This window comes from Limnohabitans sp. 15K, from assembly GCF_002778285.1.
In the GTDB taxonomy this organism is placed as follows: Bacteria; Pseudomonadota; Gammaproteobacteria; order Burkholderiales; family Burkholderiaceae_C; genus Limnohabitans_A.
In genome coordinates, this window is sequence record NZ_NESM01000001.1 from 1350803 (window position 1) to 1375270 (window position 24468).

Below are 24468 nucleotides of genomic sequence, written 5' to 3' on the forward strand. Positions count from 1 at the left end.
ACTCAAGCGGGTTGGCGCTTGGCCAACCACTGCGACAAAATGGCCCGGCTGTAACGGCTGGCCACCTCTCGAATGAACCGGTTGAAGTCGGTGTGTGCTGCATCGTCTGCGCGGTCTGAGATGGTGCGCACAGCCGCAAACGGCACGCCATAGTCAAAGCACACTTGCGCCACTGCAGCGCCTTCCATCTCGACCGCCAAAGCCTCTGGCAAGGCTTCGCACAGTGCCTGGCTTTCGGCGTTGGTCGCGACAAAGCGGTCGCCACTGACGATCAAGCCCCGGTGCACCTGTGGCGAAGCCAATTGAAACTGGGTCAACGTGTCAGGCCCCAAATGCAGCTCAGCGGCCTGCAGCACCTGCTGCGCGGCCTCGGCCAGTTGCGCTGACAAAGTGGCATCGGATTCAAAAAGGGCGCGGCCATACAGCGGCACCTCGTGACGGGGGAATAGCGGAGAGGCATCCATGTCGTGCTGCACCAAGCCGCTGGCCACCACCACATCGCCCACACGCACGTCCTTTCCCAAGCCGCCTGCCGCGCCAGTGAACACCAGTGCATCGACCCCAAAACGTTCCAGCATGACCGTGGCAGTGGTAGCTGCGGCTACTTTGCCAATGCGTGAGAGCACCGCCACGACCGCATGGCCTTGCCACTGGCCCACCCAAAAGTCGCGTCCCGCCACCCTGACGCGCTGCTCATCGGGCATGTCACCGAGTACAGCCGCGAGCTCTTCGTGCAGGGCACTCATGATGCCAATCACCGCCATGGATCACCCCTTTCTGTGTGCGTTGAGCACAGGCCACAAATTGAAAACGGCCACAAGAAAACTTGTGGCCGCCAGGCTCAGTCCCGGCGCGTCCGCGCCGGGTCAAGATCAAGCCTTGTTGCGCAACTCGCGTCGCAAGATTTTGCCCACAGGGGTCTTGGGCAACTCATCGCGGAATTCGATCACACGAGGCTGCTTGTATGCGGTCATGTTCTCTCGGCAATAAGCCATGATTTGCTCGGCGGTCAAGGCCGGGTCTTTCTTGACCACCACCAGCTTGACCGTCTCGCCGGTTTTCTCGTCGGGGATGCCAATGGCCGCGCATTCGAGCACGCCGGGGCAAGCCGAAGCCACTTCTTCCACCTCGTTGGGGTAGACGTTGAAACCGCTGACCAAGATCATGTCTTTCTTGCGGTCCACAATCTTGAAGTAGCCACGCTCGTCTATGGTGCCCACATCGCCCGATTTGAAATAGCCATCGGCCGTCATGACCTTGGCGGTTTCATCTGGGCGCTGCCAGTAACCCGCCATGACCTGTGGGCCTTTGATGGCGATCTCGCCAGGCATGCCCGGTGTTGTCACCTCTTGACCCTCATCGTCCAACAGCTTCATGAAGGTGCCGGGAATCGGCACACCGATCGTGCCGGTGAACTCTTTGCTGATGGTGGGGTTGCAACTGGCTGAAGGGCTGGTCTCGGACAGACCATAACCTTCACAAATTGGGCAACCCGTTTTCTCCAGCCACAGCTTGGCTACGTTGGGCGTGACGGCGGTGCCACCGCCCAAAGATACCAAGAGATTCGACCAATTCACCGTCCCGAAATCCGGGTGGTTGGCCAAGCCATTGAACAAAGTGTTGACGGCTGGAAAGCTGTGGAAGGTGTGCTTGGACAGCTCTTTGAGCACCGCGGGCAAGTCACGCGGATTGGGAATCAAAATCGTCTTACCACCCATGCGCAAGCCCAGCATCATGTTCACGGTGAAAGCGAAGATGTGGTACAGCGGCAAAGCGCACACCGAGGTGGGCTGCTGCCCTGCTGGCATGCGTCTCATCGCAGGTTCGTTCCAAGCCTCGGATTGCAGCACGTTGGCGATCACGTTGCGGTGCAGCAGCACGGCGCCTTTGGATACGCCCGTGGTGCCGCCGGTGTACTGCAACACAGCAATGTCGTCGGCGGTGAGTTCGGGTTTGCGAAACGCTTGCTGTCGCCCCTTGCTCAAGGCGTCATTGAAACGAACGCCTTGTGGCAAATTGAAATGGGGCACCATCTTTTTGACATTGCGCACCACGTAATTGACCAAACTGCCTTTGAGCAGGCCCAATCGGTCGCCCATGGCCGCCAACACCACATGCTGAACTTGGGTTTGGGCAATGCATTTTTCGAGCGTCGCAGCAAAGTTTTCGATGATCACAATCGCCTTGGCGCCACTGTCTTTGAGCTGGTGCTCCAGCTCACGGGCCGTGTACAAGGGGTTGACGTTCACCACCACAAAACCCGCACGCAAGATGGCCGCCACAGCCACGGGATACTGGGGCACGTTGGGCATCATGATGGCGACGCGGTCGCCTTTGCTCAAGCCCAAAGACTGCAGGTAAGCGGCCAGGCCCAAGCTTTCTTGGTTCACTTGGGCAAAGCTGACATCTTTGCCCATGAAGCTGTAAGCGGTGCGTTCTGCGTATTTGGAAAAACTCTCTTCAAGCAAGCCCACCAAAGAGGTGTATTGGGTGGGATCAATGTCGGCGGGTACACCTTCGGGGTAGCTCTTCAACCAAATCGGATTCGCGTTCATATGGGGTTCTCCTGCGAGGCAGTCTACCGTAGATCTGACTGATAACTGACGCCAAAAGCCTCGGGGTTTACGCGAAAAAAAAGGGGGTGAACACCGTTCACCCCCTCGTTTCTACCGATACGCTGAAGTCTTAAGACTTCAAGGCAATAAGTACTTCGTCCAGCATCTTCTTGGCATCGCCAAACAGCATGCGGTTGTTGTCTTTGTAGAAGAGCGGGTTGTCCACACCGGCATAACCGCTGGCCATGGAGCGCTTCATGACGATGCTGGTGCGGGCTTTCCAAACTTCGAGCACCGGCATGCCCGCGATCGGGCTGGTCGGGTCGTCTTGCGCGGCGGGGTTCACGATGTCGTTGGCACCGATCACGATGGCCACATCGGTCTCGGGGAAGTCGTCGTTGAGTTCGTCCATCTCGAACACGATGTCGTAAGGCACTTTGGCTTCGGCCAGCAAGACGTTCATGTGGCCAGGCATGCGACCCGCCACCGGGTGGATGCCAAAGCGCACGTTCACGCCTTTGTCGCGCAATGTCTTGGTGATTTCAAACACCGTGTGCTGGGCTTGGGCCACGGCCATGCCGTAGCCGGGCACCACGATCACGTTTTTCGCGTCGCGCAGCAACTCCGCGGTCTCTGCAGCCAAGATGGGGCTGACCTCGCCCACCGGCTCGGCCGCTTCACCCGTCGGCTTGGGCGCAGCGGCCGTGGTGCCAAAGCCCCCAGCGATCACGCTGATGAAGCTGCGGTTCATGGCGTTGCACATGATGTAGGACAAGATCGCGCCACTCGAACCCACCAAGGCACCGATCACGATCAGCAAGTCGTTGCTCAGCATGAAGCCGGTGGCCGCAGCGGCCCAACCGGAGTAACTGTTGAGCATGGACACCACCACCGGCATGTCCGCGCCACCAATGGCCATGACCATGTGGATGCCGAACAGCAAAGCGATGGCGGTCATGATGACCAAGGGCACCATGCCGTCTTGCACCGTGTGGGCGTTCATGAACTCACGGCCAAAATAAACCACCGCGATCAAACCCAGCAAGTTGAGCCAATGGCGAGCAGGCAAGAGCAAGGGGCTTCCACCGATGCGTCCGGACAACTTGCCAAACGCAGCCACCGAACCCGAGAAAGTCACCGCGCCAATGAAGATGCCAATGTAGATTTCACCCGCGTGGATGGCATGCGCTGCGCCGTCCAAATTTTTGGAGGCTTCGGGGTCCACATAGGTGGCATAACCCACCAGCGCCGCCGCCATGCCGACCATGCTGTGCATGAGCGCCACGAGTTCGGGCATTTGTGTCATCTGCACTTTGCGCGCAGCGTACAGACCAATGATGGCGCCCACCAGCACGGAGCCCACGATCATGGGGATGCCTTCGGTTGTGACTTGCGGGCCAAAGATGGTGGCCAGCACGGCCAGGCTCATACCGATCATGCCGTAGAGGTTGCCGCGCCGTGCGGTTTCTTGGTTGGACAAACCACCCAGGCTGAGGATGAAGAGAATGGTCGCGCCGATGTAGGCGACCGTGGCCAGACTTGAGTTCATGAGTGTCTCTTTTCTTAATCGGTTGGGAACAGCACTAAAGAGCTGTCCCCAAAGTCTTAATCAGTCGGGGACAGAGCTAAAGATCTGTCCCCGAAGTCATTATTTTCGGAACATCGCCAGCATGCGCTGGGTGACGGCAAAGCCGCCAAACATGTTGATGGCGGTGAGCACCAGAGCCAAAGCCGCCAAGATGCCGATCAGCGTGTTGGGGCGCCCGGCCGCGGCCATGGGCGAAATTTGCACCAACGCACCGATGGCGATGATGGAGCTGATCGCGTTGGTCACGCTCATGAGCGGGGTGTGCAAAGCGGGCTTGACGTTCCAGACCACCATGTAACCCACAAAGCAGGCCAACACAAAGACCGTGAAGTGCGACAGGAAAGCCGCAGGCGCATAGGCGCCCACCAGCACCAGCAGCACAGCAGCGACGGCCGACACGATCAGCAACTGACCCACGGGCATGGGGCCTGAGGGCTCGCCGTGGCCGTGGCCTTTTTTGGCCGCAGGCGCAGCGGCGGGCTTGGGGGCGGGCTTGGCCGCCACCACCAGAGGCGGTGCAGGCCAGGTGATTTCACCGTCCTTGATGACCGTCAGGCCGCGGATCGCGTCGTCTTCCATGTTGACGTTGATCACGCCGTCTTTGGTCTTGCACAGCTCTTCGGTCAGGCGGAACAAGTTGGTGCCGTACAGCGTGGACGATTGACGCGCCATCCGCGAAGCCAAGTCGGTGTAACCCACGATGGTCACGCCGTGCTTGACCACGGCCTTGCCGGGTTCGGTCAGTTCGCAGTTGCCGCCTTGCTCGGCGGCCATGTCCACGATCACGCTGCCGGGCTTCATGCTTTGCACCATCGCAGCGGTGATCAGCTTGGGCGCGGGCTTGCCGGGGATCAACGCAGTGGTGATGATGATGTCGCACTCTTTGGCTTGCTTGGCGTACATCTCGCGCTGCGCGGCCTGGAAGCCTTCGCTCATGACCTTGGCGTAACCGCCGCCGCCCGAGCCTTCTTCTTCGTAATCTACTTTGACGAATTCACCGCCCAGCGACACGACCTGGTCGGCCACTTCGGCGCGGGTGTCGTTGGCACGCACGATGGCACCCAAGCTGGCGGCCGCGCCAATGGCCGCCAAACCGGCCACACCGGCACCGGCAATGAACACTTTGGCGGGGGGCACTTTGCCCGCGGCCGTGATCTGGCCATTGAAGAAGCGGCCAAAAGCGTTGGCCGACTCGACCACAGCGCGGTAGCCGCTCACACCGGCCATCGAGGTCAACGCGTCCATCTTCTGGGCGCGGCTCAATGTGCGGGGCAATGCGTCAATCGACAACGCGGTGACCTTTTTGGCGGCCAGCTGCTGCATCAAATCGGGGTTTTGGGCGGGCCATAAAAAGCCGATCAAGGTCTGACCTTCGTGCATCAGGGCGACTTCGTCGGACGTGGGGGCACGCACTTTGAAGACAATGTCGCTGCCACTCCACAGCGCTGCAGCGTTGGGGGCAATGGTCGCGCCGGCCTCCACAAAAGCCGCATCCGACAGGTCGGCGAGATCGCCCGCGCCTTGTTCCACGACCACAGCAAAGCCCAGTTTGACCAGTTTGGTCACCGCATCAGGGACCGTGGCCACCCGTTTTTCTCCGGGAAAAATCTCTTTGGGCACGCCAATGCGCTGTGGCGTGACGACGGTATCGCCTGATTGCATGTTTGTCTCCTCGCTCAATCCACAAAAGATAACCAATCCTCCAGCTTAACCGATGTCAAGGTTTTTTGAGGCGGGGGCGTCGATAATCTCAAGTATGGACACACGCTGGAAACCCAATGTCACCGTGGCCGCCATCATTGAAAAAGATGGCCGTTACCTGTTGATCGAAGAACACACCCAAGAGGGCTTGCGCCTGAACAACCCGGCGGGTCACCTGGACCCGGGCGAGTCGCCTGCAGACGGCTGTGCCCGAGAGGCACTCGAGGAAACAGCCCACCCCTTCAAGCCCACAGCGTTGGTGGGCATTTACTTGTCACGCTTTCAGCGCCCAGCATCAGGCGAAGACATCACCTATGTGCGGATGGCCTTCTGCGGGGAGATCGGCGATTTGCAAGCCGACCTGAAACTGGACGTGGGCATTGTGCGCACCCTCTGGATGACACCGGACGAGGTGCGCGCCAGCGCCGACCGGCACCGCAGCCCCTTGGTGCTGCGCTGCATCGAAGACCACTTGGCTGGGCAACGCTTTCCACTGACCGTGATCCACACCGATCCGGCTGTGGCCAATTTGCCACCATTGACCCCATGAACGCCGTTTGGCCCAGCGAAGCCCTGTGGCTGCTGACGGGCGCAGCAGCGTTTGCAGCGGGGGTGCTCAACGCCATTGCCGGTGGCGGCAGTTTCCTGACGTTTCCGGCCCTGGTGTTTGCCGGCGTGCCGCCATTGGCGGCCAACGCCACCAGCGCCATGGCGGTGAGCCCTGGGTATTTGGGCAGCGTGCTGGGCTTTCGGTCCGAACTGCGTGCCTTGCCAAGCGCGTTGTTGAAACGAGAAGTTCTCATTGCGGCCATCGGCGGTCTCATGGGCGCAGGTTTGTTGCTGGTCACCCCAGACCGCGTGTTTTCGGGCCTGGTGCCTTGGCTGCTGCTTTTGGCCACGGCCTTGTTTGCGGCAGGGCCAGTGTTGGCCAAGCGCAACGCAGGCCATGGACATCCGGCATGGCGTTTGCCCGGCCTGCTGGGTGTGGCCATTTACGGTGGCTATTTCAACGGGGGTCTGGGCATTTTGCTGATGGCGCTGTACACCCTGACGGGCGAAAGCCGTCTGAACACCGTCAACGCACTGAAGAACCTCAACTCCTTTGTGCTGTCCTTGCTGTCGGTCGCGGCCTTCGCTGTGGCTGGGGCCATCGTTTGGCCCCAAGCGTTATGGATGATGTGCTTGGCCACCGCAGGCGGTTGGGTGGGTGCACGTTGGGCCAAGAGACTGCCGGTGCGCTGGGTGCGCTGGCTGGTCATCGGCACAGGGCTGGTTATGAGCGGCGTGTTTTTCTCCAGGGCTTGACCGCACGGCATCTGGCGCATGCGTGCGCTGCAGGTGAAACGCCAAATTAAGGCAGCACCGGCTTTTGCCCCGCAGCCACCGAATCCAATTGCGCCTGTTCGGCCAACACCTTGGCCACATACCCACCGTCTTCTGTCAGGGCATAGCCCCCCAGATAGAACTTGAGACCGTCTTCCAGAGAGCCGCCTCGCATCTTGATGGCATCGGCCAAGACAGCCACACCCACGCGCACATTGGCAATCGGGTCAAAGGCGGCGAGGCGACCTCCATAGGCTTCATAGCGTTTGGCATGGATCTCGGTCACCACCTGCATCAAGCCTTGCGCCCCCGCCTGACTTTGCACATACGGGTGAAAGTTCGACTCGATGGCCATCACCGCCAAGATGAAATGGGGAGCCAACTTGGTCTTTTTCGACAAGGCGTAAGACTCGGCCACCAAAGCGGCCACGGGCTCGGGGGCCACTTTGTATTTGCGGGCCAGCCATTCGGCCACGGCCGCTTGGGGCTTGGGCAGATCTTGCACACGCAAGGCCGTCGCTCGCTCGGTCGTGTCTTGGGGCAGCCACGACAACAACACTTGGCGATCGCGCAACCAAGTAAAAACAGCCCCTTCCGCCGAGTGCAGCCATTGCGGGTTCAGCCACAAGGCCAGCACCAAAGCGAGCGCGGTCAAACCCACCGTGGCCAAACCACTGTGGGTGATGATGAACATGCCTTGCGCGACATCGCGCAGGAAAGTTCTGCCGTACTGGCACCAAGTGCAGGTTGGGTTCATGGATGTTGGCTTCTAGCGCATTATAAATTTGGGGGCTCAGGCGGGCTCACCCAAGGGTCACGGGATAATTGGGGCATGTCCCATTCCACCCGTGTGGTCGTCGGCTTGTCCGGCGGCGTCGATTCCGCTGTCACCGCTCACCTGCTCAAGCAACAAGGCTATGAGGTGATCGGCATCTTCATGAAAAATTGGGAAGATGACGACGACAGCGAGTACTGCTCATCCAATGTTGACTTCGTCGATGCCGCGGCCGTGGCCGATGTGCTGGGCATCGAGATCGAACATGTCAATTTTGCGGCCGATTACAAAGACCGCGTTTTTTCCGAGTTTGTGCGCGAATACCAAGCTGGGCGCACGCCCAACCCGGACATCTTGTGCAATGCAGAGATCAAGTTCAAGTCGTTTCTGGATCACGCCATGCGCTTGGGGGCCGAAAAAATTGCCACTGGCCATTACGCACGGGTTCGGTTGAATGCCGCGACGGGCCGACACGAGCTGCTCAAGGGCCTCGACCCCAGCAAAGACCAAAGTTACTTTTTGCACCGCCTGAACCAGGCGCAGTTGTCCAAAACCCTGTTCCCGGTCGGTGAGCTGCACAAAACCGAGGTGCGCCGCATTGCCGAAGAGATCGGCCTGCCTAACGCCCGGAAAAAAGACTCGACCGGCATCTGCTTCATCGGCGAGCGGCCTTTCCGCGAGTTCTTGAACCGCTACATCAGCAAAGAACCCGGCCCGATCAAAGACCCATCCGGGCGCACCATTGGCCAACATGTGGGCCTGAGCTTCTACACATTGGGCCAACGCCAAGGATTGGGGATTGGCGGCATCAAAGCCAAAGGCGCGGACATGAAAGCCTTGCAAGCACGCGGTTTGCGCGGCGCAGGCGAGCACACCCCTTGGTTTGTGGCCCGCAAAGACATCCCCAACAACACCTTGTGGGTGGTGCAAGGCCATGACCACCCTTGGCTGCTGTCACCCCAACTGCAAGCCACCGACGTGAGCTGGTGCGCGGGCCAGGCCCCAACGCCCGGCGCATATGCGGCCAAAACGCGTTACCGGCAGGCCGATGCACCTTGCGACCTCCAAGCGCTGGGCATGCCCGATGGGTCAAAGGGCTTTGAACTGTCGTTCGGCGAGCACCAATGGGCCGTGACCCCAGGGCAGAGCGCGGTGCTGTACGACGGCGAGGTGTGTTTGGGCGGCGGCGTGATCCAGTCGGCCAGCGCCTGCCCCCCAAACTCGGTCTAACTCACTCCCCACCCAGCCCCAACTGGTTGGGTTGGCGCTTCTCGATGGCAAAGCGCAGCAAAGCCGCAGTGCGGAAAATGCCGTGCGCAAATTTGCCGTAAGGCAAAGTCAGGAACAAGGCCATCACCGCGCCCAAGTGCAGCGCCAACATCAAAGGCATGGCCGCTGTTTGGCCCACCAGCCACAAGAGCAAACCCGTCACGCTGACCAAGAACAACAAGGCAATGAAGCCGCGGTCCATGAGTTTTTGCGCTGCGTCGCCGTGGTCTGGGTGGCGACGCAGGTTCAAGCGCCACAATCCGGCCGTGCCCACCGTGAGGCTCACCCCACCGATGACCCCCAGAAACTTGGGCAAGCTGGTCAGGTCATAAGGTGCAGGCCAGCCCAGCACGTAGTGGTAAAGCGTCGCCACGCTGGTGGCGGCAAAACACAACATGAAGCCGTAAAACGTCAAGTGGTGAAACCGCCTGCGGGCATGTGTCCACGCATCGTCTTCGTTGTGGCAACCTTCGCCGTGGCCACCGTCCAGGTACTTCAATTTCAGCGCAGCGTGTGCAGCCTCGGCGGCAGCGGGGGAGGTCAAATTGGCCCCACTGGTGGCGGGCGTCACATCGCGCCAAAAGCGGCGAACGCCCAGCGCCAGCGCCAGCACAGCAAACAAGAAGATGGGCGCAAACAAGCTCACCATCAGGTTATGCGGGAACACGGCATAAAAGCCACCTGCCACAGGGGTTGACCACAAGGTGCCCTGGCGCAACATGGCCAGCGCCAAAAACAGCGCCAATCCCAAAGCGAGTGCGACCGACAAGGTCAGGCCGTTGCGTTGGTACAGGCTGCCCAAAGCAGGCGGCCAAGCGTAGTCGGCATAGGTCTGGCCGCGCACCTGGGCCATGGCCTTGGGCACGTTGATGGCAAAGTCGTGCGGCGGCGCGTACTGGCAAGCGTGCAAACACGCCCCGCAGTTGTGGCACAGGTTGGCCATGTAATGGATATCGGCTTTGCCAAACTTCAAGCGGCGCGTCATGGCCGGGAACACCGCACAAAAACCCTCGCAATAGCGACAGCCATTGCAAATTTGCATCTGCCGCGCCACTTCGGCCTCGGGTGCAGTCAGCTCGCCACGCGCCAATGCGCGAGCATCTTGGGTCAGGGCTTCAAGCGTTTGCATGGGAAGCTCCTTCTTTCTGGGCCATGACGGCCTTGGCCGCCTGTTCACCTGCGATGCGGCCAAAAGCCGTGCCAATCGTCATGCCCACCCCGGCGGTATAGCCCTTGCCCAGCACATTGCCCGCCATCATTTCGCCCGCCACAAACAAGTTGGGGCTGGGCTGGTCATTGAATCGCACAGCGGTGGTGTCATCGGTTTTGAGGCCCAAATAGGTGAAAGTCACGCCCGGCCGCACGGCATAGGCGTAATAGGGGGCGGTGTCTAATGGGCGCGCCCAATGGGTTTTGGCGGGGCTCACACCCTCGGTGTGGCAATCGTCCAGCGCCGTGTGGTCAAACTTGCCTTCGCGGCAAGCGGCGTTGTAATCGTTCAGGGTTTGCATGAAAGTCGCTTCGTCCAGGCCCAATTTACGGGCCAACTCGGGCAAGCTGTCTGCCTGCGTGCCTTCAAACACAGGCGGCATGAAACGGCCCACGGCTTTGGCGTCGATGATGGAATACGCCACCTGCCCCGGCTGCTGCGCCACCAAACGGCCCCAGATCGCGTAGCGCTTGGGCCAAAAATCTTCGCCTTCGTCGTAAAAACGCCGGGCTTCGCGGTTGACCACCACGCCCAAAGACACACAGTCGATGCGGGTGCAAATGCCGCCGTCGTACAAAGGGGCACGGGCGTCGATCGCCACCATATGCGCCTGGGTGGGGTCGCCAATGCGATCAGCCCCTTGTGCCAACATGTATTTGAGCAACACACCTTGGTTAAAGCGCGTGCCGCGGATCAGAAATTGGTCGGCCGGGAATTCACCGCGCTCGTTTTGGCCCCAAGCTTCACGCAGCCACTCTCGGTTGGACTCGAAGCCACCTGCGGCCAGCACGCAAGTGCGGGCCTCGATGCGCTCTCGCCGCACGCGGCCATCGGCCAACTTGTGCATCACCGACGCGGCCACAAAACGGCCTTCGTCCAATTCGACCGCGTCCACCTCGGCGTTGTAGTGGATCTGCACGCCCAGTTTCTCGGCGCTGCGGTAATAGGCATTCACCAGTGCCTTGCCCCCGCCCATGAAAAACGCGTTGGTGCGGGCCGTGTGCAAAGCGCCCGACAGCGAAGGCTGAAAGCGCACGCCGTGCTTGACCATCCAGGGCCTGCAAGTGGCCGAGTGGCGAATCGCCAGCCGGGCCAGGTGTTCGTCGGTCAAGCCGCCTGTGACCTTGAGCAGGTCTTGCCAAAACTCTTCTTCCGGGTAGGCGTCAACCAGCACATCCTGCGGTGCATCGTGCATGCAGCGCAAATTGCGCGTGTGGCCCGAGTTGCCACCGCGCCACTCGCGCGGGGCCGACTCCAGCAGCATCACACTGCACCCCGCTTCGCGGGCCATCAGGGCCGCGCACAGGGCCGCGTTGCCGCCGCCGATCACCAAAACATCTAAAGTCACGTGACAAATCCTCAATTCAAGTCGCCAAGTATGGTCGATGATCGAATGAACAACAAATGAAAAAATAAAGCTGATTATTGCGAAAATCGAAACAATCACCACACCAACGCACGGACCACCCCATCAAGGGCGGAAACCCGCATGGGCCATCGACAGCACGATGTCATTGAAGGCCTGAGCACCTGGCGAAAGCGTCACACCCTTCTTGCGCACCAACACAATTTTTCGGCGCACCACAGGCGATTTGAGCGCAATGCGCAGCACCCCTGGACGGTCACCGTCCGCACACGTGGTTGCCGGCATGATGGCGCAACCCACACCCGCCGTCACCAAGTTGAGTGCTGTGGCGTGGTGCTGAACTTCGTAATGCCCCTGAAGCTCGATGCCTTTCTTGGCCAGTTGGTAATTCATGACGATGCGGGTGCCTGTGAAGCTGCTGACCACAATCAGGTCATCCACATTCATATCGGCCCAAGTCAATGAGGTCCTGTTACTCAAAGGATGTTCGCTGCGGCAATAGAACATCAGGGGATCATCGAAGAGCACCGTCTCATCCAAATCAGGATGCTTGGTGCCTTGCACCGTCACCCCCAACTCAGCCTGCTGACCCAAAACGGCTTCGCGTATTTCGTAAGCACTGGCATCCACCAGTCTGATTCGATTGGCAGGAAACCGATCTCGGTACTGGCGTATCCAGAGCGGCAACACCGAGGTTGCCAGTGTTGGCACGCACGCCAAAGTGAAATGGCCCTTTCCTGTTTTGGATGCGTCCTTCAGTTGCGTGAAGGTACTGGCCATGTCCGTGACCAAGGCGCGCGCCTTGGGCAGCAAGTCTCGACCCACAGGCGTCAATGCCATGTGGCGCGTGGTGCGATCCATCAGCTTGAGGTCGAGGTAATTCTCCAGCTTCTGGATTCGACGGGTCAAAGCAGCCTGAGTCAGGCCGAGTTTGTCGGCGGCCTTGTTGAAGGCCCCCAACTCCGCAACGGTGACAAATGCCTGCAAGCCATCGAAATCAATTTTCATAAGCGTGACGGATCAAATGGCCGCTATTGTGGTCCGAAACGCATTTCCACCTGCAGGCATCCCCTATGAGGACACCATACAGTAGGCCCTCACACCAATTCAGCAGGCTCAGTCAATCGAAACTCTTGTGTCACGTTGGCCCAGTGCTGCAATTGAGATTTGACGTGCCATCCCAGTTGTTGTGGCGAACTGGGCTGAACCTGTACACCATCATCCAGCAAACGTGCCACGGTTTCAGGGTCGACCAATACTTTGTTCAAGGCAGTGTTCAAGCTGCCCACCACCGCAGACGGCGTGCCGGCGGGTGCAAACAGACCGTACCACTGGGTCAAGTCCAACTCGTTCAGACCCAGCTCGCTGAAGGTGGGCAATTCTGGCCATGAGGGCAAGCGCTCCTGCCCCGCCACAGCGAGGGCCACCAGCTTGCCTGACTTGAGGTAGGGCAAAGCACTGAACAAGCTGGGCACCATCCACTGCGCCTGACCCCGCATCAACGCGTTCAAAGCGGGCGCTGCACCCGAATGTGTGACACCTTCTGCGACCACACCATGGCGTTTGAGCAAGATTTCGGCCGCCAAATGCGGCACCGTGCCTTCGCCAGCCGAGGCATAGTTCATCACCTCGGGTCGACTGCGCAACTGTTCCAGCAAGTCTTTGGCTGTTCGCAGCCCCTGCCCAGCACGCACCACCAGCACACTGGGCGAGTGGCCAATCAAACCGACAGGCACAAAGTCCGCTTGCGGGTCATAACGCACGTCTTGCATGACCGGATTGATACCGTGGGTCGCAATGTAGCCAAACATCAAGGTGTAACCATCCGGCCGCGCAGCCGCCACGTATTCCGCCGCCACGCTGCCATTGGCACCCGCACGGTTGTCCACCTCGATCGACTGACCAAGTTGAGGCCCGAGCTTGCGCGACAGTACCCGCGCCATGGTGTCATTGCCACCGCCGGCACTGGTGGGCACGATGATGGTGATGGGTTCGCTGGGGTAAGTTTCCAGGGCTACCGGCGTATCTGCCTGCTCTGGCGGGAAAACATAATCAGGCAAGTGCAACTGGCCTTGCATGATCTTGCGCGCTGTACGCACCAATGCAGCCTTTTGCACAACAGCAGCATCACCTTCGCCCGCCACCTCCACATCGATGTCGATTTGCCCTTGAGGGTGCACCACCGATAACAAATGACGACCACTGGCGCGGGACAAGCCTGAGGCCACGGTTCCTGGCAAAGCAAATGCGGTGCTGACGCCAATGGCACCCGTCACCGCGTGCGAAGAATGGCAACGATGCGGCGTGAAATAGCGCGACACAATGCTGTCCGGGCTGTCACCCGGGCTGACGATGACCGGTTTGGGCACCACACTGCCCGACACATCACCCAGCCCCATGCGGCGACCCGCCTCCAGACGCATGACCTCGATCTTTTCCAACAAAGCGGCATTGGCATCGAGTTCTGCAGGACGTTCACGGCCCGTGAGCCCCAACTCGCTCGCCCGCAGGATCATCAGTGGCATGGCGGCATCAATGCAAGTGACCGTGACCCCTTCAATGCTTTCTGTGCGCTGGCCTGTGGGAAACAAGTGCCCAGTCACCGCGCCCCATGCGTCCAGAAAATTCAACAAGACCGGAGCTGCCGTCCCCGCCACACCATCAATTCGCGCCGAACCTTCATAGGTCACACGCCCCCCCGGGGTTTGCACCGTCGCATCAATCTTGGCACCGGTGTTGACGTTGTGAATGCGCACGGTGGTGGTCCCGTCTTGCGCCTCAATCAAACCTTGCTCGATGGCAAAAGGGGCCACACCGGAAAGCATGTTGCCGCAGTTAGGCCGGGTGTCCACCGATTGATGCCCCACACCCACCTGGGCAAACAAATAATCCAAATCACAATCCGGCAAGGTGGACAGTGAAACAATCGCCACCTTGCTGTTGAGCGTGCTGTTGCCACCCAATCCGTCCAGCTGCAATGGATCCGATGCGCCAATCGCACCAATCAAAGCCTGATCACGCGCGGCCGGATCCGATGGCAACCAATCCTTGAGGAAAAAAGGGCCACGGGATGTGCCCGCACGCATCAAGACACAAGGAATTTGACGATTTACTTTGGACATTTCAGTCAGCCTGCAATTTGGCACGCTGCACAACCTGACGCCACTTCACCAAATCCTTGCGAACCATCTCACCCAGTTGTTCTGGCGTACTGGTATCAACATCTGCCCCATGCCCTTCAATTTTTTTGATGATCTCTGGGTCATTGAGCACCTTGTTCAAAGCCTGATTGAGTTTGACAATGACGTCTTTCGAGGTTTTGGCAGGCGCAAAAATCGCGTACCACTGATCCACCTCAACGCCGTCAATGCCCAGCTCCTTCAAGGTCGGTACGTCCGGCAACACAGCCGAGCGTTTGTTGCCCGCAATGGCCAAAGCTTGCAAGCGGCCCGACTTCACAAAAGGCACACCCGTGAACAAACTGGGAAACATGACGTGTGTTTGTCCGCCAATGGTGTCATTGACGGCCGGTGCAGAACCTTTGTAAGGCACATGGAGCAAGGACGTTTGTGTCGACATTTTGAAAAGTTCAGCGGCAAAATGGGGTGCGGTGCCGTTGCCTGCCGATGCCACGCTGTACTGGTCCGGTTTTTCCTTCAAAACCCGCACCAAGTCCTTCACATCTTTGACTTTGAGCGAGGGATTGACCACCATGAGGGTAGGTGAATAGCCGACCAAACCGACAGCCTCAAAATCCTTGACGGGGTCGTAACGCAACTTCTGCAAGGCCGGATTCATGGCGTGTGTCGCGATGTAACCGAACATGAGGGTATTGCCATCCGGTGCTGCCTTGGCAACAAACTCAGCGGCCAAAGCGCCATTGGCACCGGCCTTGTTATCCACAATCACAGACCGATTGAGCAACACCCCCAATTTTTGACCAATGGTCCTGGCCATGGCGTCGTTGCCTCCGCCTGCCGCTGTCGGGACAACAATGGTCAGCGGTTTTTCTGACTGCGCCACACCCAAATTGCAAGTTGCTGCCAAGGCTAATCCAGCCACCCATGCCAAATTCAATTTCATACCGAACCTTTCAACGTGTCGTACTTGATTTCAAAGTCGGCGAATGGTGCAGGAAATTCAGCTTTTATTGAATTGCAATTTTTAATATGATTGATGCATGAGACACATCAATTTTGATTTGCAACAACTCCAGGCTTTTATCGCAGTGGCAGAGCGCGGTAGCTTTCGGGCCGCCGCTGATCACATCCATCTTTCTCCCCCTGCACTGAGTCGGCGCATCGAAAAACTGGAGTCCATCATTGGGACTCGGCTTTTCAATCGAACAACACGGGAGGTTGAACTGACCAGCATTGGTCGGATTTTTCTCGACAGGGCACGTGCGGCCATTGACGATTTGGAGTCCGCCATACTGGGCATCTCAGACATTGCAGCAACACGCAGTGGTCGCGTCACGGTGGCCTGCGTTCCATCCGCTGCGCTGTACTTTTTGCCTCATGTCATCAGCAGTTTTTCCGTCAAATATCCGTCCATACGGATTCGGGTGATTGATGAATCCATGAACCAGACTTTGCAAAGTGTGTTGACGGGAGAGTCGGACTTTGGCATCGGATTCATGAATACCCTGATGCCGGAGATCACGTTCGAAGGCATTCACAACGATCCGTTTGTCGTGGCCATGCGGCGTGACCACGCCTTGAGCTCTCGCAAAAGTGTGAATTGGGCCCACATTGAAAACGAGCGACTTATTTCAGTGGCACGCAGCAGTGGCAACCGTCAACTGCTCGACGATGTCATGAGCAAAATGGGCTTGTTACCCAACTTCGCCTTTGAGGTCAGTCACATCGGAACTTTGCTGGGCATGGTGGAGGCGGGTCTGGGCATAGCGGCAGTCCCTCGAACGGCATTACCGACCAATCACCCGGTGGTGATTGGTTTGCCTTTGAAAAATCCATCCATTGCGCGCAGCTTGGGATTGCTGAGAAAACAAGGGTCCACTCTCAGGCCTGCAGCGGCCATGTTTCATGACCATTTGTTTGAAGCACTCCAAAAGCGCAAAATCAGTGGCCTCTGAAATGCTTCCCTAATGCGGACTAGAACTGATATTTACGCAAGCCGCCATCGACCGGAATGACCGCACCCGTGATGTAACTGGCCAAAGGCGATGCCAAAAAGGTCACCAGATTGGCCATGTCCTCGGGCTCACCGTAGCGACCCATCGGGATCTCGTTCTCGCACTGCCACTGACGGTATTCCGGGGTGTAGTTGCGAAAGATCTGCTCTGAATGGATCCGTCCGGGTGGCACGCAGTTGACTGTCACACCATGTTTTCCGACCATGCGAGACAGGCCTTTGGCCCAGCTGTGCATGCCGGCCTTGGCGCAAAACGCGCCGTTGGTGTGCTCGGGCTCGCTCTTACCCGTGATGTTGATGATGCGCCCCCAATTGCGCTCAATCATCTGGTCGATCAAGGCGTCGGCCACTTGACGTGGACGGTGGAAGTTCAGGGTAATGGCCTCTTGCCAAGCCTCTTCACTCACATGCAGCTCTTTGAAGCTGCGCGAGCCCCCGGCGTTGTTCACCAAAATGTCCACGCTGCCTAAACCAGCCAGGGCCGCATCGGCCAGGCGCTTGGCAGCATCTTCGACATACAAATCTGATTCGATGATCACGGGCGCATGGCCACCCGCTGCGACTATTTCGTCGGCCAGCTCTTTGAGTTTGTCCACACGTCGCGCCGATACGGCAACCCGCACGCCTTCAGCCGCCAGAGCCTTGGCAATACCACGTCCGATCCCTACACTGGCGCCCGTCACCAGCGCTGTCTTCCCACTGAGTTGAAGGTTCATTTTTCATCCTCTTTGATCAACCGCCACCCTTTGCAGCGGACTTAAAAAATCAGCTTAGCACAGCCGAAAAAATTTGAGCCTGACTGATTTTCAGCTCAAAAACTAGTCGCGGTGAATTCGTGCGTGAATTTTTTGCACGGTTTTCCATGTTCCTAAAAGTACAAACGGAATCGACAGGCCCGCGAGTACTTCTGGACTGAACGGCAATCCCAATTTGTTCAGGGCTTTTGCACCGTACAACACCAAACTCACCACGTAATAAGAGATCGCCGCGATAGACAGCCCTTCCACCGTGCTTTGCAAGCGCAATTGCAAAGCTTGGCCCTTGGTCAGTTTTTCGAGCAACATTTGGTTTTGCGCTTCTGTCGCGATGTCCACCCGCGTGCGCAGCAATGCACTGGTGCGCGAGACACGTTCGGCCAAAGATGCCAGGCGCTTTTCGGTGGCCTGCACCGTGGCCATAGCGGGTGACAAACGCCGCTGCATGAACTCGCCCAAGGTTTGGGTGCCCGAAATCGGCCGCTCTCGCAGCTCGGCCAGGCGCTGGCTGACCAGCGTGTCGTAAGCCCGCGTGGCCGAAAACCTGAACCCGTGTTCGGCTGTGGCCCGCTCGATGCGGGCCGCCAAAGACACCAACAAATCGAGCAAAGCCTGATCGGTCTGGCCTTTGCGCTCCAGCAAACCCGTGATATCGGCCAACTGCGCCTCGGCGGTCGACAGCATGGCTGACAGATTTTTGGCCACTGGCAAGCCGCGCAAGGCCATCAGTCTGTAGGTTTCCATCTCCAGCAGGCGCTGAGAAATACGGCCAGCACGCGCCTTTGTTGTTGTCTCAGGGGCCAAGACCAGCATGCGCTCAAAACCATCGGCACCAATGCGAAAGTGCGTCAGGATGCACGAGTGCGGCCCGCCCTCAGTGGTGTTGCCCATGCGCGACGCCAGCAAAGCCCCTTCACCCAACCATGCCTGCGCCGTGGAGATCAGGCCTTCTTGGTCCAAATCGGCGGCAAGCATGCCCATGTGTATAGCCGCCATGGTTTGCCCTGGCAAACCCCGAAGCCAGTCGGTACCCGGGGCCACATGCGTGGCCAATTCGGGCAACTCTGTGCCCCAACCTGCATGGGCAGGCAAGGTTTGCACAATGGAATAACGCGTGAACTCGGTATGGCGCTCCCACTTGACGGTGTAGTGATCACAACGCAAACGCAAAAAATTGCCTTGCAGGCGATCCAAGGTCAAATCGGCATGCCCTGGCAAAAGCTGCAAATGGGCCAATTCTTGTTCGCGCGAAACACCCTCGTTGAGCACCGCCACATACACAATCAGCGCTGGCAAGCTCACCCTGGCCGAGGGGCGGGCGTGGACTTCGTTGTGCAGTTCACGCCGCTGGGCGTCTTCTGGTGGCAAAAACCGAGAAGTGATTTCGTTCATGGCCAATTTTCCAATAAAAAAACCCGTGACGCGGGCCACGGGTTGATCGACAAGCCAAAGGCTTTAAAAGCGCTGGCGTACCGCTCAAAACGGAATATCGTCGTCCATGTCGTCAAAGCTGCTGGCAGCTGGCCTGGGCGCTGCTGCGGCTGGGCGCTGAGCAGGTGCTGCCGCCGGACGTGCCGGCGCTTGGCGAGGCGCATAACCCCCACCACCGCCACCGCCGTCTTCTGAAGGGCCGCCCATGCCTTGGCGGCTGCCCAGCATTTGCATGCTGTCGGCGCGGATGTCGGTCGCGTATTTTTCAACGCCGTTTTTGTCGGTGTATTTGCGGGTGCGCAGGCTGCCTTCGACATACACCTGGCTGCCTTTGCGCAGGTATTGGCCCGCGATCTCGGCCAATTTGGCAAAAAAGCTGATGCTGTGCCACTCGGTGGCCTCTTTCATCTCACCCGATTGCTTGTCTTTGTAGCGGTCGGTGGTGGCCACGCGGATGCTGGTGACCGCATCGCCTGAGGGCAAATAACGGGTTTCGGGGTCGGCACCCAAGTTGCCGACGATGATGACTTTGTTGACGGATGCCATGAAAACTCCTCGATGATGTTCGAATTATGGGGCTTTTATGCCGTGTCCAGAACCGGTTCAGCACGCGCTGTAGGGTGCATGGGCAAGGCCAACAGCAGCCACGCCAGCATTGCCACAGCGCAACAGGCAAAAAGGGCCGGACTGCCCCAGTTTTTGACCAACCAGCCGCCGCCCCAGCCACCCACAAAGAAACCCAAGGATTGCAAGGTGTTGTACACCCCTAATGCCGTGCCGCGCACTTGGATGGGCGCCATGCGTGAGGCCAAGCTGGGCTGTGTGGCTTCGAGCGCATTGAAGCCGCAAAAAAAGAGGAATAACAGCGCCGCCATGGCCCCCAAACTGGTGGTGCCCGAAGACTGGACCAACAAGCCGATCTGAACCAAGGCGATCAAGGCAATCGCCCCCAGGAATGCTTTTTTCAGGTGTCCCCGGCGCTCCATCGCAAATACGACACCAATCAACACAAAAGAACCCAACACAGCGGCCAAATAAACCTGCCAGTGGTCAGATTTGGCCAATCCCGCCTGAACCAGCAGGGCCGGCACAGCCACCCACATGGCCAACTGGACCGCATGCAGCACAAAAACACCGAAATTCAGACGCATCAAACCCGCATGGCGCAGCACAGCCTTCAGGCCCCCTCGGGCTGGTACCTTGATTTGAGGGGGCGCCGGGGGCGCCCCCCAAACCACCACCAGCACGCCCAGCAAAGCCAACACACCGGTCAAGCCAAAAAGACCCGACAAACCGACGTAGCCCACCAACACCGGGGCCACCACCAAAGAAAAAGCAAACATCAAACCGATGCTGGTCCCCACCAAGGCCATGGCTTTGGTGCGAACCTCGTCACGGGTCAAATCGGCCAGCAAAGCTGTGACGGCCGCGGAAACAGCACCCGCACCTTGCAAACTTCTCCCCACCAGCAAATGGGTCAAATCATTGGCAGCTGCGGCCCAGAAACTGCCCAGCGCAAAAATGAACAGGCCCACAACAATCACGCGCTTGCGGCCAAAATGGTCCGAAGCCATGCCAAAAGGCAGCTGCAAAAAAGCTTGCGTCAAGCCATAAATGCCCAGGGCCAAACCCAACAAGGCCGGGTCGTCACCCCCAGGGTACTGGCGGGCCTCCAAAGCAAAAACAGGCAAGACCAAAAACAAGCCGAGCATGCGCAGGGCAAAGATGGCAGACAAAGAAGCGCTGGCACGCCGCTCCAGCGGATTCATGGGCACAGAAGTGGCCGCAAAAGTGGTCGCAGATGGCTTTTCAGGGTTTTCGGTCACACACAGCAGCCCAGGGCAAGAATTCAAGTGAGAGGGGGGGCTGGATTGTCCCTGATTGCGCAGCCAAGGTGCCAAGACTTGCCGTGACGGGGATAATCAAAGGTTTTGCCGATCTGACCACCCACCGTGAAACTTGCCGATTCCCCTCTCTTGCCCGAAGAACCCGATGCAGCGCGGTATTTGGCGTCAGCGCTGCGGCAAACCCACATCAGCGTGCGCGGTGCCCGCACGCACAACCTCAAAAACATCGACCTCGACATCCCGCGCAACCAACTGGTGGTGATCACTGGCTTGTCGGGCTCGGGCAAGTCGAGTTTGGCCTTTGACACGCTGTACGCCGAAGGCCAGCGCCGCTATGTGGAAAGCCTGTCGGCCTATGCGCGGCAGTTTCTGCAGTTGATGGACAAGCCCGATGTGGACCTGATCGAGGGTCTGTCGCCCGCCATTTCCATCGAGCAAAAAGCCACCAGTCACAACCCGCGCTCCACCGTGGGCACGGTGACCGAGATCCACGACTACCTGCGCCTGCTGTACGCCCGCGCAGGCACGCCCTATTGCCCCGACCACAACCTGCCTTTGCAAGCGCAAACCGTGAGCCAGATGGTGGACGCCGTGTTGGCCCTGCCCGAAGACACCAAGCTCATGATCCTCGCGCCGATTGCCCGCGAGAAAAAAGGCGAGTTCGAGAAAGTGTTTGAGCAGATGCAGGCGCTGGGCTATGTGCGCTTTCGCATCAATGGCCAGACGGTGGAAGTCGAAAACCTGCCCACGCTCAAGAAAACCGAGAAGCACAACATCGACGTGGTGGTGGACCGCATCAAAGTTCGCGCTGAGGAGGATGCCAAAGCCCGCGACGCCCTGCGCCAGCGACTGGCCGAAAGCTTTGAGGCCGCGCTGCAACTGGCAGAACACCGCGCCGTGGCACTCGAGATGGACACAGGCAAAGAACACCTGTTCAACGCCAAGTTCTCGTGCCCCGTGTGCACCTATTCCATCAGCGAGCTCGAACCACGCCTGTTCTCGTTCAACTCGCCCATGGGCGCTTGCCCCACTTGCGACGGCATTGGCAGCATGGCGTTTTTTGACCCGGAGCGGGTCGTTGCTTTTCCCTCGCTCAGCCTGGCAAGTGGTGCCATCAAAGGATGGGACCGGCGCAATGGCTTTTACTTCAGCATGCTCGAGAGCCTGGCCAAGCACTACCAGTTCGACATCGAAGCGCCGTTTGAAAAACTCGCGCCCATCCACCAACAAGTATTGCTGTTCGGCTCGGGCGATGAAGAAATCAAGTTCAGCTACACGATGGAGTCCGGCGCCTCGCAGGGCAAGAAGGTCAGCAAGAAGCACCCGTTTGAGGGCATCATCCCCAACATGACGCGGCGCTACCGCGAGACCGACTCGTCGGTGGTGCGCGAGGACCTGGCGCGCTACCGCAACATGCAGGCCTGCACCGATTGCCAAGGCACGCGCTTGCGGCGCGAGGCGCGCCATGTGCGCATTGGCGAAGGCGCACAGGCCCGCGCTATTTACGAAATCAGCCACATCACCCTGGGCGAGTCGCAGCAGTATTTTCAGGGCCTGAGCATGCATGGGGCCAAGGCCGAGATCGCCGACAAGGTGGTGCGCGAGATCGCACTGCGCCTGAAGTTCTTGAACGACGTGGGTCTGAATTATTTGAGCCTGGACCGCAGCGCCGACACCCTGAGTGGTGGCGAGTCGCAACGCATCCGCCTGGCCAGCCAGATCGGCTCCGGCCTCACGGGCGTGATGTATGTACTGGACGAGCCCAGCATCGGACTGCACCAACGAGACAACGACCGCCTGATCGGCACGCTGCAACACCTGCGCGACATCGGCAACAGCGTGCTGGTGGTCGAGCACGACGAAGACATGATCCGCGTGGCGGACCATGTGATCGACATGGGGCCGGGTGCGGGCGTACACGGCGGGCGCGTGATGGCGCAGGGCACCTGCGCCGACATATTGGCCGCGCCCGATTCGGTCACCGGCCAATACATGTCGGGCCGAAAAAAGATCGAGATTCCCAAACGCCACAAAGCGGGCAAGGACTTCATCGAGATCGTCGGCGCTTCGGGCAACAACTTGAAAAGCGTGAACGTGAAGTTTCCCGTGGGCTTGCTCACTTGCGTGACGGGTGTCTCAGGCTCGGGCAAATCGACCTTGGTGAACGACACGCTTTACACCGCAGCGGCGCACCAGATCCACCGCGCCCATGACGAGGCTGCCGCCCATGAAGAGATCAAAGGGCTGGAGCATTTCGACAAAGTCATCAACGTGGACCAGTCGCCCATTGGCCGCACGCCGCGCAGCAACCCCGCCACCTACACGGGCCTGTTCACCCACATCCGCGAGCTGATGGCCGAAGTGCCAGCCGCCCGTGAGCGCGGCTACGGCCCGGGGCGTTTCAGCTTCAACGTGACCGGCGGCCGCTGCGAAGCCTGCCAGGGCGACGGCATGGTGAAAGTGGAGATGCATTTTTTGCCCGATGTGTACGTGCCCTGCGACGTGTGCCACGGCATGCGCTACAACCGCGAAACGCTGGAGGTTCAATACAAGGGCCAAAACATCGCGCAGATTTTGAACATGACTGTGGAAGCCGCACACCAGTTCTTCAGCGCCGTGCCCAACATCGCCCGCAAGCTGCAAACCTTGCTCGACGTCGGCCTGACCTACATCCGCCTCGGCCAAAGCGCCACAACACTCTCAGGTGGCGAGGCGCAACGCGTCAAGCTCGCGCTCGAATTGTCCAAACGCGATACGGGCCGCACGCTTTACATCCTGGACGAACCCACCACAGGCCTGCACTTTGCCGACATCGACCTGCTGCTCAAGGTGCTTCACCAGCTGCGTGACGCGGGCAACACCATCGTCATCATCGAGCACAACCTCGACGTGATCAAAACCGCCGACTGGCTGATCGACATGGGGCCGGAAGGTGGTGCGGGCGGTGGCACGGTACTGGGCGAAGGCACCCCCGAGCAACTGGCCAAAAACAAGGCGAGTTTCACCGGCCACTATTTGGCGCGCTTGCTTTAAACACTCTACCCACACCTTTTCATCCAACCACTTTTGAAATTTCAAACCACTATGAAAATCGTGATCCGTACATTTTTCAGAACCCTGCGCGTAGTGCTGGGCCCCGTCATGCTGCTGAAAGAACGCCTGACCCAACCGGCGGGTGTGCAACGCCCACAAGCCGCACAAGCAGCGATCGACCAACAGTGCCAAAGCCTGGCGCTGTACCAATTCAGCACCTGCCCGTTTTGCATCAAGGTGCGCCAGGAAATGCGCCGCCTGTCCTTGCCCATTGAAAAGCGCGATGCGCAGCACCACGCCGCCAACCGCGACGCCTTGTTGCAAGGCAGTGGGGCCACCAAGGTCCCTTGCCTCCAAATCACCGAAGCCAATGGCCAGACCCGGTGGCTGCAAGACTCGACCGAGATCGTGGCGTATTTGCGCGAGCGATTTGCCTGAACTTCCGCCTGCAAGACATCAAA

The 24468-nt window shown here is 59.0% G+C and carries 20 protein-coding genes; 6 read left to right on the forward strand and 14 right to left on the reverse strand.

Annotated features, from left to right (window positions below; all coding sequences use genetic code 11):
• Positions 1–2: 2 nt before the first annotated feature.
• The 4 genes from B9Z40_RS06390 to B9Z40_RS06405 form a co-directional block, all read right to left on the reverse strand.
• Positions 3–764, reverse strand: a complete 762-nt coding sequence (locus B9Z40_RS06390; protein ID WP_100172391.1) for a 5'-methylthioadenosine/adenosylhomocysteine nucleosidase — start codon at positions 762–764, stop codon at positions 3–5.
• A 108-nt stretch (positions 765–872) separates the two neighbouring features.
• The gene (locus tag B9Z40_RS06395; protein ID WP_100172392.1) at positions 873–2555 is read right to left on the reverse strand and encodes a long-chain-fatty-acid--CoA ligase; all 1683 of its coding nucleotides are present in this window, start codon (positions 2553–2555) and stop codon (positions 873–875) included.
• A 130-nt stretch (positions 2556–2685) separates the two neighbouring features.
• Positions 2686–4104 carry a Re/Si-specific NAD(P)(+) transhydrogenase subunit beta gene (gene pntB / locus B9Z40_RS06400; protein ID WP_100172393.1) on the reverse strand — a complete coding sequence of 473 codons (1419 nt, stop codon included), beginning with the start codon at positions 4102–4104 and terminating at the stop codon, positions 2686–2688.
• Positions 4105–4203: 99 nt separating this feature from the next.
• Positions 4204–5805, reverse strand: a complete 1602-nt coding sequence (locus B9Z40_RS06405) for a Re/Si-specific NAD(P)(+) transhydrogenase subunit alpha (protein WP_100172394.1) — start codon at positions 5803–5805, stop codon at positions 4204–4206.
• Between the two features lie 94 nt (positions 5806–5899).
• On the opposite strand from B9Z40_RS06405, the gene B9Z40_RS06410 reads away from it, so the two are divergent.
• Together B9Z40_RS06410 and B9Z40_RS06415 are read left to right on the forward strand one after the other, a co-directional pair.
• Positions 5900–6394 (forward strand): NUDIX hydrolase, encoded by a 495-nt coding sequence (locus B9Z40_RS06410; RefSeq protein ID WP_100172395.1) that lies wholly within the window; start codon positions 5900–5902, stop codon positions 6392–6394.
• Entirely contained in the window at positions 6391–7149 is a 759-nt protein-coding gene (locus tag B9Z40_RS06415; protein ID WP_100172396.1) for a sulfite exporter TauE/SafE family protein, read from the forward strand. Before B9Z40_RS06410 ends, B9Z40_RS06415 begins: the two co-directional genes overlap by 4 nt.
• A gap of 46 nt (positions 7150–7195) precedes the next feature.
• Here B9Z40_RS06415 and B9Z40_RS06420 read toward each other — a convergent pair whose 3' ends face one another.
• Positions 7196–7924 (reverse strand): lytic transglycosylase domain-containing protein, encoded by a 729-nt coding sequence (locus tag B9Z40_RS06420; RefSeq protein WP_100172397.1) that lies wholly within the window; start codon positions 7922–7924, stop codon positions 7196–7198.
• Between the two features lie 75 nt (positions 7925–7999).
• Between B9Z40_RS06420 and mnmA the strand changes: the two genes are divergently transcribed.
• A complete protein-coding gene (gene mnmA, locus B9Z40_RS06425) occupies positions 8000–9172 on the forward strand; it encodes a tRNA 2-thiouridine(34) synthase MnmA (RefSeq protein WP_100172398.1) in 1173 nt (390 codons plus the stop codon).
• A 1-nt stretch (position 9173) separates the two neighbouring features.
• On the opposite strand, the gene tcuB is transcribed toward mnmA, so the two are convergent.
• The 5 genes from tcuB to B9Z40_RS06450 form a co-directional block, all read right to left on the reverse strand.
• The gene (tcuB, locus tag B9Z40_RS06430) at positions 9174–10340 is read right to left on the reverse strand and encodes a tricarballylate utilization 4Fe-4S protein TcuB (protein WP_100172399.1); all 1167 of its coding nucleotides are present in this window, start codon (positions 10338–10340) and stop codon (positions 9174–9176) included.
• A complete protein-coding gene (gene tcuA / locus B9Z40_RS06435) occupies positions 10327–11769 on the reverse strand; it encodes an FAD-dependent tricarballylate dehydrogenase TcuA (protein WP_100172400.1) in 1443 nt (480 codons plus the stop codon). The genes tcuB and tcuA overlap by 14 nt, the downstream gene beginning before the upstream one ends.
• A gap of 123 nt (positions 11770–11892) precedes the next feature.
• Positions 11893–12795, reverse strand: coding sequence for a LysR family transcriptional regulator (locus tag B9Z40_RS06440; RefSeq protein ID WP_100172401.1), 903 nt, complete (start codon positions 12793–12795; stop codon positions 11893–11895).
• An 89-nt stretch (positions 12796–12884) separates the two neighbouring features.
• A complete protein-coding gene (locus B9Z40_RS06445) occupies positions 12885–14909 on the reverse strand; it encodes a 4-oxalomesaconate tautomerase (protein ID WP_100172402.1) in 2025 nt (674 codons plus the stop codon).
• A gap of 1 nt (position 14910) precedes the next feature.
• Complete coding sequence (locus B9Z40_RS06450) at positions 14911–15870, reverse strand: tripartite tricarboxylate transporter substrate binding protein (protein ID WP_100172403.1); 960 nt, start codon at positions 15868–15870, stop codon at positions 14911–14913.
• A 97-nt stretch (positions 15871–15967) separates the two neighbouring features.
• Here B9Z40_RS06450 and B9Z40_RS06455 point away from each other — a divergent pair, with 97 nt between their 5' ends.
• The gene (locus B9Z40_RS06455; RefSeq protein ID WP_100172404.1) at positions 15968–16882 is read left to right on the forward strand and encodes a LysR family transcriptional regulator; all 915 of its coding nucleotides are present in this window, start codon (positions 15968–15970) and stop codon (positions 16880–16882) included.
• 19 nt (positions 16883–16901) lie between these two features.
• Here B9Z40_RS06455 and B9Z40_RS06460 read toward each other — a convergent pair whose 3' ends face one another.
• From B9Z40_RS06460 to B9Z40_RS06475, 4 genes are all read right to left on the reverse strand, one after another.
• Positions 16902–17657, reverse strand: coding sequence for an SDR family NAD(P)-dependent oxidoreductase (locus B9Z40_RS06460; RefSeq protein ID WP_100172405.1), 756 nt, complete (start codon positions 17655–17657; stop codon positions 16902–16904).
• A gap of 102 nt (positions 17658–17759) precedes the next feature.
• Positions 17760–19088, reverse strand: a complete 1329-nt coding sequence (locus B9Z40_RS06465; protein ID WP_100172963.1) for a DUF3422 family protein — start codon at positions 19086–19088, stop codon at positions 17760–17762.
• Between the two features lie 84 nt (positions 19089–19172).
• Positions 19173–19673: a single-stranded DNA-binding protein gene (gene ssb, locus B9Z40_RS06470; RefSeq protein ID WP_100172406.1), complete on the reverse strand. Its 501-nt coding sequence runs from the start codon at positions 19671–19673 to the stop codon at positions 19173–19175.
• A gap of 35 nt (positions 19674–19708) precedes the next feature.
• Entirely contained in the window at positions 19709–20896 is a 1188-nt protein-coding gene (locus B9Z40_RS06475; protein WP_100172964.1) for an MFS transporter, read from the reverse strand.
• 183 nt (positions 20897–21079) lie between these two features.
• On the opposite strand from B9Z40_RS06475, the gene uvrA reads away from it, so the two are divergent.
• Together uvrA and B9Z40_RS06485 are read left to right on the forward strand one after the other, a co-directional pair.
• A complete protein-coding gene (gene uvrA / locus B9Z40_RS06480) occupies positions 21080–24007 on the forward strand; it encodes an excinuclease ABC subunit UvrA (RefSeq protein ID WP_233204807.1) in 2928 nt (975 codons plus the stop codon).
• 51 nt (positions 24008–24058) lie between these two features.
• Entirely contained in the window at positions 24059–24445 is a 387-nt protein-coding gene (locus tag B9Z40_RS06485; protein WP_100172407.1) for a glutaredoxin, read from the forward strand.
• Positions 24446–24468: the final 23 nt, after the last annotated feature.